This window comes from Streptomyces beijiangensis (assembly GCF_017315755.1).
In the GTDB taxonomy this organism is placed as follows: Bacteria; Actinomycetota; Actinomycetes; order Streptomycetales; family Streptomycetaceae; genus Streptomyces; species Streptomyces beijiangensis.
Window position 1 is genome coordinate 42432 of sequence record NZ_JAFLRJ010000004.1, and the last position, 17348, is coordinate 59779.

The 17348-nt window shown below is 70.0% G+C and carries 12 protein-coding genes and 2 pseudogenes; 6 read left to right on the forward strand and 8 right to left on the reverse strand.

Annotated features, from left to right (window positions below):
- Nucleotides 1-235: 235 nt before the first annotated feature.
- Entirely contained in the window at nucleotides 236-1090 is an 855-nt protein-coding gene (locus tag J0695_RS00560; protein ID WP_307798326.1) for a Cof-type HAD-IIB family hydrolase, read from the forward strand.
- Nucleotides 1091-1121: 31 nt separating this feature from the next.
- Here the strand turns inward: J0695_RS00560 and J0695_RS00565 are convergent, their stop codons facing one another.
- The 6 genes from J0695_RS00565 to hisC form a co-directional block, all read right to left on the reverse strand.
- The gene (locus J0695_RS00565) at nucleotides 1122-2150 is read right to left on the reverse strand and encodes a M23 family metallopeptidase (protein WP_206958949.1); all 1029 of its coding nucleotides are present in this window, start codon (nucleotides 2148-2150) and stop codon (nucleotides 1122-1124) included.
- Between the two features lie 90 nt (nucleotides 2151-2240).
- The gene (locus J0695_RS00570; protein ID WP_206958951.1) at nucleotides 2241-3956 is read right to left on the reverse strand and encodes a sensor histidine kinase; all 1716 of its coding nucleotides are present in this window, start codon (nucleotides 3954-3956) and stop codon (nucleotides 2241-2243) included.
- Between the two features lie 10 nt (nucleotides 3957-3966).
- On the reverse strand, nucleotides 3967-7503 hold the full coding sequence (cydD, locus tag J0695_RS00575; protein ID WP_206958958.1) for a thiol reductant ABC exporter subunit CydD: 3537 nt from the start codon (nucleotides 7501-7503) through the stop codon (nucleotides 3967-3969).
- A gap of 72 nt (nucleotides 7504-7575) precedes the next feature.
- Nucleotides 7576-8580, reverse strand: a complete 1005-nt coding sequence (cydB, locus tag J0695_RS00580) for a cytochrome d ubiquinol oxidase subunit II (protein WP_206958960.1) — start codon at nucleotides 8578-8580, stop codon at nucleotides 7576-7578.
- Nucleotides 8581-8599: 19 nt separating this feature from the next.
- Nucleotides 8600-10114, reverse strand: a complete 1515-nt coding sequence (locus J0695_RS00585) for a cytochrome ubiquinol oxidase subunit I (protein WP_206958962.1) — start codon at nucleotides 10112-10114, stop codon at nucleotides 8600-8602.
- 266 nt (nucleotides 10115-10380) lie between these two features.
- The gene (hisC, locus tag J0695_RS00590; protein ID WP_206958964.1) at nucleotides 10381-11460 is read right to left on the reverse strand and encodes a histidinol-phosphate transaminase; all 1080 of its coding nucleotides are present in this window, start codon (nucleotides 11458-11460) and stop codon (nucleotides 10381-10383) included.
- Nucleotides 11461-11809: 349 nt separating this feature from the next.
- Here hisC and J0695_RS00595 point away from each other — a divergent pair, with 349 nt between their 5' ends.
- The 3 genes from J0695_RS00595 (at nucleotide 11810) to J0695_RS00605 (ending at nucleotide 15205) form a co-directional block, all read left to right on the forward strand.
- Nucleotides 11810-12934: a LacI family DNA-binding transcriptional regulator gene (locus tag J0695_RS00595; protein WP_206958966.1), complete on the forward strand. Its 1125-nt coding sequence runs from the start codon at nucleotides 11810-11812 to the stop codon at nucleotides 12932-12934.
- A gap of 184 nt (nucleotides 12935-13118) precedes the next feature.
- Entirely contained in the window at nucleotides 13119-14171 is a 1053-nt protein-coding gene (locus tag J0695_RS00600; RefSeq protein WP_206958968.1) for a metallophosphoesterase, read from the forward strand.
- Between the two features lie 206 nt (nucleotides 14172-14377).
- The gene (locus J0695_RS00605; RefSeq protein WP_206958970.1) at nucleotides 14378-15205 is read left to right on the forward strand and encodes a hypothetical protein; all 828 of its coding nucleotides are present in this window, start codon (nucleotides 14378-14380) and stop codon (nucleotides 15203-15205) included.
- 37 nt (nucleotides 15206-15242) lie between these two features.
- Here the strand turns inward: J0695_RS00605 and J0695_RS45565 are convergent.
- Nucleotides 15243-15341: pseudogene (locus tag J0695_RS45565) on the reverse strand (thiamine biosynthesis protein ThiC); the annotation flags it as partial.
- 185 nt (nucleotides 15342-15526) lie between these two features.
- Here J0695_RS45565 and J0695_RS00615 point away from each other — a divergent pair.
- Nucleotides 15527-16597 (forward strand): hypothetical protein, encoded by a 1071-nt coding sequence (locus J0695_RS00615; RefSeq protein ID WP_206958974.1) that lies wholly within the window; start codon nucleotides 15527-15529, stop codon nucleotides 16595-16597.
- Between the two features lie 34 nt (nucleotides 16598-16631).
- Here J0695_RS00615 and J0695_RS45570 read toward each other — a convergent pair.
- A pseudogene (locus J0695_RS45570) lies at nucleotides 16632-16823 on the reverse strand (phosphomethylpyrimidine synthase ThiC); the annotation flags it as partial.
- 68 nt (nucleotides 16824-16891) lie between these two features.
- Here J0695_RS45570 and J0695_RS45575 point away from each other — a divergent pair.
- Nucleotides 16892-17347, forward strand: coding sequence for a DUF732 domain-containing protein (locus J0695_RS45575; RefSeq protein ID WP_372445673.1), 456 nt, complete (start codon nucleotides 16892-16894; stop codon nucleotides 17345-17347).
- Nucleotide 17348: the final 1 nt, after the last annotated feature.

Consider the following 17348-nt stretch of genomic DNA (forward strand, 5'->3'; position numbering starts at 1 on the left):
TGCTCATGCGCGGGGTCGGGCGATCGCGGGGTCCCCCCTCACGCATCGCGATGGGCCCGGCCCTGCAGCCTCACGAGGCGGGCAGGACGCGGTAGTTGGAAGCCATCGTAGGACCGGGCACTGACAAAGCCCATGGAGATTTCCGCGGCGGCGATCTTCGGCCAAGTACGGCCCGCCCCCTCTCATATGTGCACCACTTCGCACGCCCGTGCGCATCGTGCGGGAGAATGGATCTGTGACCTCAGCTACCGGCCAAGCCCCCGCCGTCCCCGCCGTCCAGCCCCGGCTGATCGCCACCGACCTGGACGGCACCCTGCTGCGCGACGACAAGTCGGTCTCCGACCGGACCATCGCCGCGCTCGCCGCCGCCGAGCGGGCCGGGATCGAGGTCTTCTTCGTCACCGGGAGACCGGCCCGCTGGATGGACGTCGTCAGCGACCACGTCCACGGCCACGGCCTGGCGATCTGCGCGAACGGCGCCGCCGTCGTCGATCTCCACGCGGGCGGCAGGATCGTCGAGGTGCGGCCCCTGGCGCGGCCCGCGGCCCTCGACGCCGTACGCACCCTGCGCACCGCGGCGCCCGGCACGTCCTTCGCCGTCGAGCTGACCACCGGCATCCATTACGAGGCGGCCTACCCGCCCTTCTTCCTCGACCCCGGGGCGAGCGTCGCCCCCGCCGAGAAGCTGCTGCACGAGACGGCGGCAGGCGGCGCGGCCCCCGTGCTGAAGGTCCTGGCCCACCACCCCGAGCTGTCACCCGACGCCTTCCTGGCCCTGGCCCGCACCGCCGTCGGCGGGGGCGCGTCGATCACCCGCTCCTCGCCGACCGCCCTCCTGGAGATCAGCGGCGCCGGCGTCTCCAAGGCCTCCACCCTGGAGCTGTGCTGCGCCGAGCGGTCCATCGACCCCTCGGAGGTCGTCGCTTTCGGTGACATGCCCAACGACATCGAGATGCTGAGCTGGGCGGGCACCTCGTACGCGATGGGCAACGCCCACCCGGACGTGCTGGCCGCCGCCTCGGGCCGCACGGTCGCCAACAACGAGGACGGCGTCGCGGTCGTCATCGAGCGGATCCTGCAAGGTCTCTGAGGCCGGAGACCCTGCCGGCGCCGCGGGGCGCCTACACCTTCACCCCGTGCTCGCGCAGCCACGGCACCGGATCGATCCCCGACCCCAGATACGGAGTGAGCCGCACCTCGAAGTGCAGGTGCGGCCCGGTCGAGTTGCCCGTGGATCCTGACTGCCCGATCCACTGCCCGGCCCTGACCTTCTCCCCCTGGTCGACGGCTGCCGCCGACAGATGCGCGTACTGCGTGTAGTAGCCGTTGGGGTGTTTGATCACCACCTCGATGCCGAAGCCGCCGCCGCAGCTCACCGACGCCACACGCCCCGCGCCGGCCGCCCGTACCGGAGTGCCCAGATCCACGGCGAAATCCTGCCCCGTGTGCCGGTGCGCCCAGTGCGATCCCGCGCTGTCGAAACCGGCCGAGAGGCTGTACGTGACGACAGGCGTCACCCAGGCGCGCGCCGACCCTCCGGTGTCCATCCGTACCGGCCCCGCGCACCGTCCCGCCGCCACACTCCGCTCGGCCTCCGACTGCAGCCGCTGCCGGGCGTCCCGGAGCTTCGTCTCGACGGACTCCTTGATCTCCGCGAGCCGCCGCTGCCGCGACGAGAGTTCCCGCCAGGCCTTCTTCGCCGCGGTCTCGGCCCGTACGTAACTGTTCTCGGCCAGTTGGGCCCGCTCCATCATCCGCGAAAAGGCCGCGTCGGCCTGGTCGGCGAGCTCCATGCCGCGCAGCATCTCCTCGGGGCTGTCGGCCATCAGCAGCTGCACGGGGTACGCCACCGCGCCCGACCCGCTGCGGTACTCCGCCCGGGCGACCAGGCCCATCTGGTCGTGGAACACCGCGAGTTCGCGCCGCTTCCCCACCAGCAGCCGTTCCATGCGGCGGGCCCTGGCGCGCTCCGCGTCGGCCGCGTGCCTGCCGTGTTCGTACGTCGCCGTGGCCTTCGCCGTCTCGTCGTACAGCCGCGCCACCTCGGTGCCGGTACCGGGCCCGTCCGTGGCCGATGCGGCGGGAGCGGTCAGCGCCGGGAGCATGCACAGCACCGGGACGAGCAGCCTGCGGGAGAGTCGGTAGCGCATCCAGGGATGGTGGCCCGGACCATGGACATTCCGGCGTATTCAGGGCCCTGTCAGCGCCACTTGGCCTAGGGGGTGTCCGCCGGACGCCCCCTAGAGCGGCACCTCCCACACGACCGTGGTGCCCGGCCCTGGACCTTCCTCCAGGCCGGGGCCGTGCCAGCTCGATCCGCCCAGCGACTCGGCCCGCCGGTTGAGGTTGCGCAGCCCGCTGCGCCGCCCGCCGTCCGGGATGCCCACCCCGTCGTCGGAGACCGTCAGCCGTACCGCGTCGCGTCCGTCCGCCAGTTGCGCCGTGACGTCGACGACGACCTCGATCCTGCTCGCGTCCGCGTGCCGGAAGGCGTTGGAGAGCGCCTCGCGCAGGGCCGCGATCAGGTTCTTCCCCGTCAGCTCGCCGACCAGGGTGTCCACCGGCCCCAGGAAGCGGTGCGCGGGCTTGAAGCCGAGTGGCACGGCCGCCATGTTGATCTCCCGCAGTACGCGGGTGCGCAGGCCCGACGGGGCCTCCGTCGGTCCCTGCTGGAGCGCGAAGATGGCGGTGCGGATCTCCTGGATGGTCACATCCAGTTCGTCCACCGCCTTGCCGACGCCGGTCTGCACCTCGGGCACCACGGACTGGCGCTGGGCGCTCTCCAGCATCATCCCGGTGGCGAAGAGCCGCTGGATGACCAGGTCGTGCAGATCGCGGGCGATCCGGTCGCGGTCCTCGAAGACCGCCAGCCGCTCCCGGTCGCGCTGCGCCTCCGCCATCATCAGCGCGAGCGCCGCCTGCGAGGCGAACTGCGTGGCCAGGGTCCGCTCCGCCTCGGTGAAGGGCCGGGCGCCGCGCGCCCTGGGGGTGGCCAGCGCGCCGAGCACACGGCCTCCGCTGTGCAGCGGCAGCATCATGCTCGGTCCGTACAGCTCGGCGAGCCGCGTGATCATCCGGGGGTCGCTCGCGGAGTCGTCCACGAACACCGCCTCACCGGCCAGCAGCTTCGCGACGACCGGGCTCTCCGACGGGATGATCACCCCGAGCGCGGAGACGGGACTGTCCGAGGAGACGGCCACGATCTCCAGGCCGCCCTCCTCCGAAGCGGCGGGCAGCAGCACCACCCCGGCGTCCGACGCCGCGAGATGGCGGGCCTGTTCGGCGACGACGGCGAGGGCGTCGTCCGCGTCGCCGCCGGCCAGCAGCGCGGTGGTGACGGCCACCGAGCCGTCGATCCACCGCTCGCGCTGGCGCGCGGCCTCGTACAGCCGCGCGTTGCCGATGGCGATCCCGGCCTCGGTGGCCAGCACCCGCACCATGTGCAGGTCGTAGTCGTTGAACTCGCCCCCGCCGTTCTTCTCGGCGAGATAGAGATTGCCGAAGATCTCCCCCTGGACCCGGATGGGGACCCCCAGGAAGGTCCGCATCGGTGGATGGCCCGGGGGAAATCCGGCCGAGCGCCGATCGGAGGTCAGATCCGCGAGCCGTACGGTGTCCGGTTCATGGATCAGCGCGCCGAGCAGCCCCTTGTGTCCGTCGGGGCGGTGTCCGATGGCCGCCGCCTGCTCCTCGGTGACGCCGTACGTCACGAAGTCGGCGAGTCCGGCCGACTCCTCGTCGACGACCCCGATGGCCGCGTAGCGGGCGTCCGCCAGCTCGGCCGCGGTCTCACAGATCCGGTCCAGGGTGGAGTGCAGTTCGAGCCCCGTACCGACCGAACGCATGGCTTCGAGCAGCTGCGGCACCCTTGCGGTGAGCTCGGTCGAGAGCCCCTGGAGACTGCGGGTCGCCTGAGTGGCGGCTTCGAGAGGATCGCTGGGATCCGGAGCTGACATGCCCTTGAGCCTAGTTAGTCCTATTTGTTGAGGAAAGCCGGGTACCGACCAGATCGCCCTCCCTCTCCCGCTCGAGCATCCGCCGCAGCGGGCCCTCGGCCACCGCCAGCTCCTCGTAGCGCCCGCGCTGCACGGCGTGTCCGGCGTCCAGCACGATCACCTCGTCCACGTCTTCCAGGCCCTGCAGCCGGTGCGTGATGATCACGGTCGTACGCCCCCGGGTGGCGGCCAGGAGATCCGCCGTCAGCGCGTCCGCCGTCGCCAGGTCGAGGTGCTCGGCCGGCTCGTCCAGTACGAGAACGGGGAAGTCGGCCAGCAGCGCGCGGGCCAGCGCAAGGCGCTGCCGCTGGCCTCCGGAGAGCCGGGCGCCGTGCTCGCCGACGAGGGTGTCGAGCCCGTCGGGCAGCGCGTCCGCCCAGTTCCCCAGCCGGGCACGCTCCAGTGCGTCGCGCAGCTCGTCGTCCGTGGCACCGGTCCTGGCCAGCCTGAGGTTCTCCCGTACCGAGCTGTCGAAGAGGTGCGCATCCTGCGCGCACAGCCCGACAAAGCCCCGGGCGTCGTCCCCGTCCAACGCGAAGGCGTCCGTACCGCCGAGCGTGTACGTCCCCGACTCCGCGTCGAGGAATCTCAGCAGCACCTGGGCCAGCGTGGTCTTCCCCGCCCCCGAGACCCCGACCACCGCGACCCGCTTCCCCTGGTCGAGACGCAGGTCGAATCCGCTCAGCGCATCGCGGTCCTGCCCGGGGTAACGGGCGGCCAGCCCGCGCAGCTCCAGCGGGAAGGGCGAGGCAGGTGCGGCCGCCGGACGCTCCGGCTCGTGTACGGGAAGAGGCGCGTCCAGCACCTCGATCACCCGCTCCGCGCTCTTCTTGACCCGCTGCCGGTACTGCACGGCCAGCGGCAGCCCGATGACCGCCTCGAACGCGGCCAGCGGCGTCAGCACCACCACGGCCAGCTCCACCCCGGCAAGCCGCCCTTCCCGCACCGCCTGTACGCCGGCGAGCGCGGCCCCCGCCACGGTCAGCCCGGTCAGCAGCGCGATCAGCCCGCCCCCGAGCGCGGTGGCGGCAGCGCCGCGCGAGGCGATCCGCGTCAGCACCCGGTCGGCCTCCGCGGTCCCGCGCACCCGCGCGGGCAGGGCCCCGGACACCGTCAACTCCGCGTTCCCGGCAAGCAGATCGACCACCCGTGTCGCGAGCACCCCGCGTGCGGGTGCCAGTTGCCGCTCGGCGCGGCGGGCGAAGGCGCCGGTCACCAGCGGCACCCCGACACCGGCCAGCAGCAGTCCGCCGGCCAGCACCGCACCCGCGGCGGGCAGCAGCCAGGCCACGAACCCGACAGCGCCTACGCCGACCAGGGCGGCTGCTCCCGCCGGAAGCAGCCAGCGCAGCCAGTAGTCCTGCAGCGCGTCCACGTCGGCCACCAGCCGCGACAGCAGATCCCCGCGCCGGGCCTCGCGCAGCCCCGCGGGGGCGATCCGCTCCAGCCTGCGGTATACCGCGACCCTGAGCTCGGCGAGCATCCGCAGCACGGCGTCGTGGGAGACCAGCCGCTCCGCGTAACGGAAGACGGCACGTCCGAGCCCGAAGGTCCGGGTGGCGGTGACCGCCACCATCAGATAAAGCACCGGCGGCTGCTCCGAGGCCCGCGAGATGAGCCATCCCGAGGTGGCCATGAGCCCCACCGCGCTCCCCAGTGCCAGCCCTCCGAGCAGCAGCGCCCAGCCGAGCCGCCCGCGCACGCCCCTGGCGGCCCCGCGCACCCAGGCCAGCGAGGACCGAGCCGCACCGTCCGCCGAGGACTGCGGCTGCCGGGGTCCCGACGACACCTCGTGCACCGGGACCGCGGCGGCAGTCGCCGCGTTACGCAGGTTCTCGTGCGTGGCGGCGGGACGGGGCACCGCCGCGTCCGCACCCCACGAAAGCTCCACCACGCGGTCCGCCACGGCGAGCAACGCCGGGCGGTGGACCACCAGCAGGACGGTGCGGCCCGAGGCCAGCCGCCGTACCGCCTCGACGATGCCCGCCTCGGTCTCGCCGTCCAGGGCCGCCGTCGGCTCGTCGAGCAGCAGCAGCGGCCGGTCGGCGAGGAACGCCCGCGCCAGCGCCAGCCGTTGGCGCTGGCCGGCCGACAGACCGGCGCCGTCCTCGCCCAGGACGGTGTCCGCGCCCTGGGGGAGTGCGGTCACGAATCCGTACGCGCCCGCGTCCCGCAGGGCGGCGAGCACCGCGGCGTCATCCGCATCCGGTCGTGCCAGCCGTACGTTCTCCGCGATCGTGCCCGCGAACAGATGCGGCCTCTGCGGCACCCAGGCGATCCGCTCCCGCCAGCGCTCGGGGGAGAGGGAGGCGAGATCCGTGCCGCCCACCCGCACCCGGCCGCCCGGCTCGGGCGCCACGAACCCCAGCAGCACATTGAGCAGCGTCGTCTTGCCCACTCCGCTCGGCCCGGTGATCGCCACGGTCTCGCCGGGTTCAACCACCAGCGACAGCGAGTCCAGCGACGGCTGCGTACGGCCCTCGTGCCGGACTGTCACGTCCTCCAGTTCCAGCCGCAGCGAGTCGGGTACATCCCCCGAACCACCCGCCGGCAGCGGTGCCTCCAGTACGGCGAAGATCTCCTCCGCGGCCGAGAGCCCCTCTGCGGCCGCGTGGTACTGCGCCCCCACCTGCCGCAGCGGGAGATACGCCTCGGGGGCGAGGACCAGGATCACCAGGCCCGTGTAGAGATCCAACTCCCCCTTGACCAGCCGCATCCCGATGGAGACCGCGACCAGCGCCACCGACAGGGTGGCGAGAAGTTCCAGCGCGAAGGAGGAGATGAAGGCGATACGCAGCGTCCGCAGCGTGGCCAGCCGGTACTCGTCGGTGATGGCCCGGATCGACTCGGCCTGCGCCTTCGCCCGCCCGAAGACCTTGAGCGTCGGAAGCCCCGCGACCACGTCCAGGAAATGCCCCGACAGCCGTGAAAGCAGCTGCCACTGACGGTCCATCCGGGACTGGGTCGCCCAGCCGATCAGGATCATGAAGAGCGGGATCAGCGGCAGCGTCCCGACGATGATCGCCGCGGACACCCAGTCCTCGGTGACGATCCTCGCCAGCACCGCCACCGGCACCACCACCGCGAGCCCCAACTGCGGGAGATAGCGCGAGAAGTAGTCGTCGAGGGCGTCGACCCCCCGGGTGGCCAGGGCGGTCAGCGATCCCGTCCGCTGTCCGCTCAGCCAGCCGGGCCCCAGGGCGGAGGCCCTCTCCAGGAGCCTGCCCCGCAGCTCGGACTTGACCGCGGCGCTGGCGCGATGGGCGGCGAGTTCGGTCAGCCAGGCCACCAGGCCCCGGCCGGCCGCGACCGCGCCCAGAAGCAGCAGAGGCGTCCGCAGTGAGGCCACGTCGTCGCCGTGCTGGAACGCCCCCACCACCACTTCGGCGATCAGCATCGCCTGGGCGACGACCAGCCCTGCTCCGGCAACCCCCAGCACCACCACCGCCCCCAGGAAGAGACGGGTGGCGCGGGCGTACCGAAGCAGGCGCGGGTCGATCGGTTTCACGTGAAACATCCCTCACTTGGAGAGCTTGGGAGAGCTTTGGAGAGGTTTGGAGAGGTGGAGAAGCCCGGAGAGTCAGTGCGCGGCGTCGGCGATGTGCTGCGTGCCGATCCGCTTGCGGAACACCCAGTAGGTCCAGCCTTGGTAGAGCAGGACGATGGGCGTCGCGATGGCCGCGCACCAGGTCATGATCCTCAGGGTGTAAGGACTCGACGAGGAGTTGGAGACCGTGAGGTTCCATGCGTCATTGAGCGAGGACGGCATGACGTTCGGGAAGAGCGTCAGGAAGAGCATCGCGACCGCGGCCGCGATGGTCACTCCGGAGAGCGCGAACGACCACCCCTCGCGCCCCACCTTGATGAGCACGATGGCCGCGACCAGGGAGACGGCGGCGATGAGCATCGCGACCAGGCTCTTGAGGTTGCCGTTGTCGACCTGGGTCCAGATCAGGAAGGCGAGCGCGAGCACAGCGGTCACCAGGCCCAGGACGACGGCGAGCTTCCGCGAACGCTCCCGGATGTCACCGACCGTCTTCAGCGACGTGAACACCGTGCCGTGGAAGGTGAAGAGGGTCAGCGTCACCAGACCACCGAGGATCGAGTAGACGTTGAGCAGATCCCAGAAGGTGCCGACGTACTCCTTGTGCTCGTCGATCTTCACGCCGTGCACGATGTTCCCGAAGGCCACGCCCCACAGCAGAGCCGGCAGCAGCGAGGTCCAGAAGATCGCGTGCTCCCAGTTGGTCTGCCAGCGCTCCTCGGCACGCTTCGAGCGGTACTCGAAGGCGACTCCGCGCACGATCAGGCAGACCAGGATGATCAGCAGCGGCAGATAGAACCCGGAGAAGAGGGTGGCGTACCAGTCGGGGAAGGCGGCGAAGGTCGCACCGCCCGCCGTGAGCAGCCACACCTCGTTGCCGTCCCAGACCGGCCCGATGGTGTTGATCAGGACGCGCCGCTCCGTGCGGTCGCGGGCGAGCAGTTTGGTCAGGATGCCGACCCCGAAGTCGAAGCCTTCGAGGAAGAAATAGCCGGTCCACAGAACGGCGATGAGTACGAACCAGACGTCGTGGAGTTCCATACCTCAGCTCCTCAGCAGCTCAGTACGAGAAGGCCATCGGCCGGTCGGCGTTGCTGTTGTCGTCATCGCCGCCGATCTTGGTGGGCGGGTTGAGGTCGGACTCGGTGAGCTCGGGCGGTCCGGCCTTGACGTACTTCGCGAGCAGTCTGACCTCGATGACCGCGAGCACCGCGTAGAGCAGGGTGAAGACGATCACCGAGGTGAGCACCGTGCCCTGCGAGACGCTGGGGGAGACCGAGTCCCGGGTGCGCAGCACGCCGTACACGGCCCAGGGCTGACGCCCCGTCTCGGTGAAGATCCAGCCCCAGGAGTTGGCGATCAGCGGGAAGCCCAGTGTCCAGAGCGCCAGGATCCAGTACCACTTGGCGAGCTTGGGACTGAGCGCCTTCTTCCTGAAGAGCACCAGGTTCGGTACTTCGTCCTCACCGGTCCGCAGCGCCGGTGGCAGCAGGAACTTCTTCCGGGTGAGCCAGAGCCCGAGCATCCCGACGCCGAAGGACGCCATGCCGAACCCGATCATCCAGCGGAAACTCCAGAAGGCGACGGGGATGTTGGGCCGGTAGTCGCCGGGCCCGTACTTCTCCTGCTCGGCCTTGTTGGTGTCGTTGATGCCGGGGACATAGGAGTTGAAGTTGTCGTCGGCGAGGAAGGACAGTATTCCGGGGATCGAGATCTCGACCGAGTTGTGGCCCTTGCTGACGTCGCCGTACGCGAAGACCGAGAACGGCGCCGAGTTCTGGCCGTCCCACAGCGCTTCGGCGGCGGCCATCTTCATGGGCTGCTGCTTGAACATGACCTTGCCGAGCGTGTCACCGCTGATGGCGGTGAGCAGTCCGGCGATCACCACGGTGATCAGCCCGAGCCGCAGCGAGGTGCGCATCACCGGGATGTGCCGCTTGCGCGCCAGGTGGTAGCCGGCGATGCCGACCATGAACGCGCCGCCTGTGAGGAAGGTCGCGGTCATCGTGTGGAAGAACTGGGCGAGGGCGGTGTTCTGGCTGAGCACGGCCCAGAAGTCGGTCAGCTCCGCGCGCCCCCTCGTCTTGTTGTACGTGTAGCCGACCGGGTGCTGCATCCAGGAGTTGGCCGCCAGGATGAAGTAGGCGGAGAGGATGGTCCCGAGCGAGACCATCCAGATGCAGGCGAGGTGGATCTTCTTCGGCAGCTTGTCCCAGCCGAAGATCCACAGCCCGATGAAGGTGGACTCGAAGAAGAAGGCGATCAGCGCCTCGAAGGCGAGGGGCGCCCCGAAGATGTCACCGACGAACCGCGAGTAGTCCGACCAGTTCATGCCGAACTGGAATTCCTGCACGATTCCGGTGACCACCCCCATCGCGATGTTGATCAGGAAGAGCTTCCCCCAGAACTTGGTGGCCCTGAGGTACTTGGGGTTCTCCGTCCGTACCCAGGCGGTCTGCAGGCCCGCGGTCAGCGCGGCGAGCGAGATCGTCAGCGGGATGAAGATGAAGTGGTAGACGGTGGTGATGCCGAACTGCCATCGCGCCAGGGTCTCCGGCGCCAGAGCTAGGTCCACGTCGTCAATCTCCTTTGGTCGCCTTGGTATCAGCGGCAGTCTGCCCCTTTGATCCCAGACATCACGGGAGGAAACGGGACACGCTTGTGAACGCGTTCACATTCACAAGCATTATGGCGCACACACTTTCGGCACAGCGAAGGCGGGGTCCCTCTTACGGAACCCCGCCCACGTCACACCCGTACAAGAGCCCGTGCAGGCGCCCGCACAAGAGCCCGTGCAAGCGCCCGGACAAGCACCTGGACAAGCACCCGCACCGACGCGCCCTACAGCTCCTTGCGGAAGGCCTCCGCCGTCCTGAGGAAGAGATCATTGGCCTCGGTCTCGCCGATCGTGATCCGCGTCCCCTCGCCCGCGAAGGGCCGCACCACGACGCCGGCCTTCTCGCACACCGCGGCGAAGTCGCCCGTGCGCTCCCCCAGCCGCAGCCAGACGAAGTTGGCCTGGCTCTCCGGCACGTTCCAGCCCTGCGCGGTCAGCGTCTCGGACACCCGCGCGCGCTCGGACACCAGGGCGCCGACCCGCCCCATGAGCGCGTCCTCGGCCCGCAGCGAGGCGACCGCCGCGTCCTGGGCGAGCTGGCTCACCCCGAAGGGCACCGCCGTCTTGCGGAGCGCGGCCGCGACGGGCTCATGGGCGACGGCGAAGCCGATCCGCAGGCCGGCCAGACCGTACGCCTTCGAGAAGGTCCGCAGCACCGCCACATTGGGCCGGTCCCGGTAGAGCTGGATGCCGTCGGGCACCTGCTCGTCGCGGTTGAACTCCCGGTACGCCTCGTCCAGTACCACCAGCACATCGCCGGGCACCCGGTCCAGGAAGCGCTCCAGTTCGGCCTTGCGCACCACCGTGCCGGTCGGATTGTTCGGGTTGCAGACGAAGATCATCCGGGTCCGGTCGGTGATCGCGTCGAACATCGCGTCCAGATCGTGCTTCTCGTCCGCGTCCAGCGGCACCTTCACCGAGGTCGCCCCGCTGATCTGGGTGATGATCGGGTACGCCTCGAAGGACCGCCAGGCGTAGATGACCTCGTCGCCCGGACCGGAGGTCGCCTGCAGCAGCGACTGTGCGACGCCCACCGATCCTGTGCCGGTCGCCAGATGCGAGACGGGCACGCCGAAGCGATCGGCCAGCTCGTTCATCAGCCCGGTGCACGCCATGTCCGGGTAGCGGTTGAAGGTCCCGGCCGCCGCGAGCACGCTCTCCATCACACCGGGCAGCGGCGGATAGGGGTTCTCGTTGGACGACAGCTTGAACGCCACCGGGCCACCCGCGGCGGCAGGCTTTCCGGGAACGTACGCGGGTACTCCGTCCAGCGCGGCGCGCAGCTTCGGGCTCTTCTCGCTCACAGCAGGTTCTCCTCGACTCGAATGCTGCTCACCCTATGAGGATTCGCCGGGGCTGCGAAGAGCTGCCGTCGGCGGGCGTGCGGAAAGGGGGGAGCGCTCCACTCCCTGGCGCACGCCGGTGGCTCACTCCGTGGCGCGCGTCCCCCGTAGTGGTGAGTTGAGACCTCATCGAAACATCGGTCATGGGGCAGGCCCATACGGTTCGACAGGTGCCACTCCACCCTCAGGTCCCCCAACTCCCTTTAGATCTGAGGAGATTGACCGTAAACGACCATGCAGAAACGTGACTGCTGCTGGGTGCATATGCACCCAGCCCTATCGGCCCACATCGCCCTACTATCGGCTCGCCATGACAGCAGCAGGGAAGCACCAGGTGAGCCGCGCGGAGACACCCCGCAGGGCCGGCCGGCAGGGACGAGCGGGGATCCGGGACGTGGCCGCCGCCGCCGGTGTCTCCATCACGACCGTCTCCGACGCCCTCAACGGCAAAGGGCGGCTCCCGGACGCCACCCGACGCCATGTCCGCGAGGTCGCAGAGCGACTGGGCTATCGCCCGTCGGCCGCGGCCCGCACGCTCCGTACCGGTAAGTCGGGCCTGATCGGCCTGACCGTGACCACATACGGGGATGAACCTTTCACCTTCACCGAGTTCGCATATTTCGCCGAGATGGCCAGAGCCGCCACCTCAGCCGCGCTCGCACGCGGTTACGCCCTTGTCATCCTGCCCGCCACCTCACGCCACAGCGCCGTGGACGTCTGGTCGAACGTCGCCCTCGACGGCACCGTCGTGATCGACCCCTCCGACCACGACCCGGTCGTCCTGGAACTCGTACGCCAAGGGCTTCCCGTCGTCTCCGACGGCCGCCCGGCGGGCACCCTGCCCGTCACGGCATGGGTCGACAACGACCACGAGGCCGCCGTGCTCGACCTGCTCGACCATCTCGCCGCCGCCGGGGCCCGCCGTATCGGGCTGCTCACCGGCACCACCACCGACACCTACACCCGGCTCTCCACCCAGGCCTATCTGGCCTGGTGCCAGCGGGTGGGCCAGGACCCGGTGTACGAGTCCTACCCGGCCCACGACCCCTGCGCCGGCGCGGTGGCCGCCGACCGCCTGCTCGCCCGCCCCGACCGTCCCGACGCCGTCTACGGGCTCTTCGACCCCAACGGCACCGATCTGCTCGCCGCCGCACGCCGCTACGGGCTGCGCGTCCCGGAGGACCTGCTGCTGATCTGCTGCAGCGAATCCACCGTCTACGCCAACACCGAGCCGCCCATCACCACGCTCTCGCTCAAACCCCGCCGGATCGGCACCGCCGTCATCCAGCTGCTCATCGACGCCATCGAGGGCATCGAGCACGACCGGCCCATCGAGCAGGTAATACCGACCGAACTCATCGTCCGGACGTCCTCCCAGCGACGCCCGCCGCGCACCACGGTCAGTCCGCCGCGCTCCCCCGCGCCGGACAACTGATCACGCATTAGGGAAAAATCACACCTAATCAACCTGCCGACTGTGGACGCACCCGGATTCAGCACCCCTGGTGCGTCACACAGCGCGGACGTCATTCCTATGATGGGCGCACGACACCGCGGCCGACCCAGACCAGCCAGGTCCGACCCCGGTGCACGGCAGCGCGACGGTGGTGGAGGGGTCGATGACTCAGGGGGCCGGTCTGGAACCCACGGTACGGACGGCTGCGGAGCCCGACTACTCCGTTCCGCCCGCGTACGCGCATGCCTACGGGTACGAGGGTGAGGAGCCCGTGGAGCCCGAGGGCTACACCCCCACCCAGCGCGATCTGCCGGTCATCAGCCGCGAAGGCCCCGGCGACACCGTCCCGAACCCGACGGTCACCGAGGCCGAAGGGCCGGACGCCGAAGGCGGCCAGGGCCCGCTCTTCGTCGTCGGAGACGTGCACGGCTACATCGACGAACTGATCGCCGCCCTCCAGGAACAGGGCCTGATCGACGCCGAGTGCAATTGGTCGGCCGGCAACGCCCGCCTCTGGTTCCTCGGCGACTTCACCGACCGCGGGCCCGACGGCATCGGCGTCATCGACCTCGTGATGCGGCTCTCCGCGGAGGCCGCCGCCGCCGGCGGCTACTGCAAGGCCCTCATGGGCAACCACGAGCTCCTGCTGCTCGGCGCCAAGCGCTTCGGCGACACCCCGGTCAACTCCGGGGCCGGCACCGCCACCTTCCAGGCCGCCTGGCTGCTCAACGGCGGCCAGAAGGTCGACATGGACCGCCTCCAGGACGTCCACCTGCAGTGGATGGCCCGGCTGGACGCCATGGAGCTGGAGGACGACCACCTCCTGATGCACTCCGACACCACCGCCTACCTCGACTACGGCGACTCGATCGAAGCGGTCAACGACACCATCCGCGAGACCCTCACCCGCAATGACGCCGACGAGTGCTGGGACCTCTTCCGCAAGCTCACGAAGCGCTTCGCCTTCCGCGACGACGAGTCGGGTCCCGACGCCGTCCAGGAACTGCTCGGGGCGTTCGGGGGCCACCGCGTCGTCCACGGCCACAGCCCCATCCCGTACCTCCTCGGCCAAGTCGGCACGGAGGAAGGCGGCGAGGAGTCGCGCCCGGCCGTCGAGGGCCCTCATCTGTACGCGGACGGACTCGCCATCGCCATGGACGGCGGCGTGACCATGGCCGGAAAATTGCTGGTCGTCCAACTCCCCCTGCATGACTGAGCGCTGATTGGGAAGGCGCGGTACAGGCGCCGGGCGTACGGATGGCCGGATCGTCTTCACGAGACCCGGTCCAGTGATTTACGGAAACACCCTGTCACCCCGTGCCGTAACCGCTCTACCATCGGCTTATCCGTAGCAGGCTCTCCTCCGTTTTCGCCCCACTGCCCGTCACCAGGCGGGCGCCCAGCCCTACGGAGCATCGGGGGATGCACATGAACAGCGCTCCGCACCTGCTGACCGAGGACCGCCCCGCATTCGAGCGGATACTCGACGACGCACTTCGTACCGCGCAGGACCGGACCGGCCTCGAAGAAGTCGGCCGTCGGCTCAACACCGAACAGCTCCGCACCATGGTCCTGGACGCCGGATCGATCGTCACCCAGGCCGCGGCCGCCGAGTACGAGCACTTCGTCAAGGTGCGCCAGGAACTGCGCGCGCCCCAGAGCCCCTCCATACGAGGCTCAGTCCTCGCCCCTGCCCTGGGCGAGGCCGCAGGAGAGGGCGCGGGCCTCGGCGCCGTCGTCGCCGTACTGGCGCCGGTCCTCGCGGGCACGGCGGCCCTGATCTTCCTTCTGGTCGGCTACATCCTCAAGCTGATCAGCCCGCCGCCCGCCTTCGCCGACACCATGATCACCGCAGGCTGGTTCTTCGGCGCGCTGACCGCGCTGGCCATCCTGGTCGCGGCCGGCGGACTGCTGCTCACCGCACTGCGCAACGGCGCGACCGAGGTCCATCCCGAGGAGGAGGAAGAGGGCGACGAGCTCTCCGAAGAAGTCGCCCGCGCCCGCGACGCCTGGCGCCACGCGCTCCTGGAGCGCGGAATACTCCCCTTCCTGCGGGACGCCCTCGCCGACCCGAGCGTCGACCCGACGGCCCCCGCGCCGTACCGTCCCGCGGGCCGCATCCCAAACCTCGGCTACAGCCGCCCGGACTTCGGCAGCCCGGACGAGGGCGCCTCGGGCCAGCACCCCAGCTTCACCAGCCCGGACTTCACCAGCCCGGACTTCGGCGGCCCCGACCACCAGCCGGAGTGACCGGCGGCCGGGGCACGCCTGTTGAAGGCGTACGGAATCAGTCGGCGACCGGCAGATGGACCCGGTTGCCCGCCGCGGCGAACTCCTTGGACTTCTCCGCCTCGGGCGCCACCTCCGGTGGAGAGCCGTACGAGCGTGGCGGCGTTGAGCGCGCAACGTGACCAACCTCCCGGTCCTGCGGCTCGGCCAGACCCCCGTTGAGGGCCAGAAGCGACAGCGACCGCACCGGGCCCGCCACCCTCTGCCTCCACCTCCCGTGTGACGACCTACGATGCGTCAGTCCTCCGGCAGATCCGGATCATCGTGCGGCAAGGGAAGTCCATGCACCTGTCCAGCTACGTCACGAAGGCCGCCATGTGCGCGGCCGCGATACCCCTCCTCGCCGGGTGCACGGGGGAACAGGGTGCGGGCGGGGCCGCGGAGCGGCCTGCCTCCTGGAAGGACCTGCCGGTGCGGGCGGGCGCACGGGACGTCGTCCACACGGACACCGACCACCGGTCGTACGCCGTCAGGATCACGGTCAAGAGCCTGGTCCGGGGCTCGGCGGAGGACATGCGGGGAGCGCGTGTGGACAAAGAGCTGAAGGGCATGGTTCCCCACTACCTCAGCTTCGAGGTCACCAACACCGGTCGGAAGAAAATCCCCGCTGCCTACATGGTGGACAGCAACTTCGCCCTGAACGGCACCGACTGGGCGCGCGGGGAGGAGGTCTCCATCAGCGGCGGCAGGGCAGGCGGGGTCGACCTGCCCTGCGCGGACACCGCGCCGAAGACGCTGGCGCCCGGCGACTCGTACAAGTCTTGCGTGACCTACGCGCTGCCCAAGGGCGTAGGTGTGCTGTCGCTGACGCACAACGCCGACGGCTACCTCGACGAGGGCGGCGCGGTCGCCACCTGGCCCGTCGAGGGCGGCCTCAAGGCGGCGTCCGCCGGGCTGGCGGAGCCGGGCGACCGCGTCCGCGTCCGGTGGGACTCCCACGAGGACGGCGTCCTCGAACTGCCCGCCACGCTGGTGTCCGTACGCCGGGGAAGCGCGGCCGACCTCGCGGGTCTGGACCTCAACCTCAACGAGAAGGAGCGGCGCGGCGTCCCGTACTACGTGTCGGTCACCTACACCAACCCCGGCCCGAAAGACCTCTACACCGATCAGGCCGACCGCGTCCGCCTGCTCACCGAGGGCGGTCGGCAGATACCGGGGAAGACCCCCTTCGTCCTCGACACGAAGATCCCCGGCTGTCCGTCCGACTGGGTCGCCCGGACGATCTCACCGGGCGACAGCGTGACGGAGTGCAGCATCCACCTGATGACGGACGCCGGCGACAAGCCGTTCGCGGTGGGTTTCGCGGAGGCCGGCCGGCCGAGACTGGTGGCCTGGCGGGCCCCCCTCCACTGAGGCGGCCGGGCCATCCGGCCGACCTGCCGCCCGTCTCCGCGAGCGGCAGGTAGACACGGTTGCCTGCCGCCGCGAACTCCCTGGACTTCTGCAACATCCCCGCCTCGATCTCGTCATCCGAAGCGGAAGAGAGCAGGTCAGGGGCGAATTGCTCGGTGATGCTTCTACTGATCTTCATCGAGGACAGCTCCGGCCCGGAGCAGCCACCTTCACGCCAGGGGGGTTCGTCTCTTCGGCCCACGGCCCCGAACGGACACCGGCATACTCGGTCGCCTCACACACCTAGGGGGCAACATGGTTACGGTGAAGGGCTCAGCAAGAGGGACTGCCGCTCTCGCGATTGCAGCTCTATTGAGTGCCGGGGCCACCTCCTGTCAGGACACGCGTGCATCGGCAGCGGCTTCTTCGGCTCGCCCCACCGCCACCACTGACTCCGCGACAGCCTGGCCGACGCCCTCACAGAAGGCGCTGCAGAGCTTCCTCACAGCGCTGCGGTTCACCTCACCCGAGCTGACCGCCGCGAAGTGGTCGGATGCCACCCTGCTCGCCACGGGAAACAGCGCCTGCTCCGACTTGCGCGCCGGAGCCGACGTAGAAGAGATCTCGCGGCGCCTTGAGACGACGGGCCTCAGCACGGGGGATGCCCTCGGCATCATCTCCGTAGCGACCGATCTGCAGAGCGGACTGTGTCCAGACATGCACGGAACCTGGTGGGACTACTTGCGTCACGGCTCTACGAGAAAGACCTGAG

Excerpts from the sequence above, each read along its gene's own strand:
- J0695_RS00565 (WP_206958949.1), bottom strand. The coding sequence starts at position 2,150 with ATGCGCTACCGACTCTCCCGCAGGCTGCTCGTCCCGGTGCTGTGCATG.
- J0695_RS00570 (WP_206958951.1), bottom strand. The coding sequence starts at position 3,956 with ATGTCAGCTCCGGATCCCAGCGATCCTCTCGAAGCCGCCACTCAGGCG.
- cydB (WP_206958960.1), bottom strand. The coding sequence starts at position 8,580 with ATGGAACTCCACGACGTCTGGTTCGTACTCATCGCCGTTCTGTGGACC.
- J0695_RS00595 (WP_206958966.1), top strand. The coding sequence starts at position 11,810 with ATGACAGCAGCAGGGAAGCACCAGGTGAGCCGCGCGGAGACACCCCGC.
- J0695_RS00600 (WP_206958968.1), top strand. The coding sequence starts at position 13,119 with ATGACTCAGGGGGCCGGTCTGGAACCCACGGTACGGACGGCTGCGGAG.
- J0695_RS00605 (WP_206958970.1), top strand. The coding sequence starts at position 14,378 with ATGCACATGAACAGCGCTCCGCACCTGCTGACCGAGGACCGCCCCGCA.
- J0695_RS00615 (WP_206958974.1), top strand. The coding sequence starts at position 15,527 with ATGCACCTGTCCAGCTACGTCACGAAGGCCGCCATGTGCGCGGCCGCG.
- J0695_RS45575 (WP_372445673.1), top strand. The coding sequence starts at position 16,892 with ATGGTTACGGTGAAGGGCTCAGCAAGAGGGACTGCCGCTCTCGCGATT.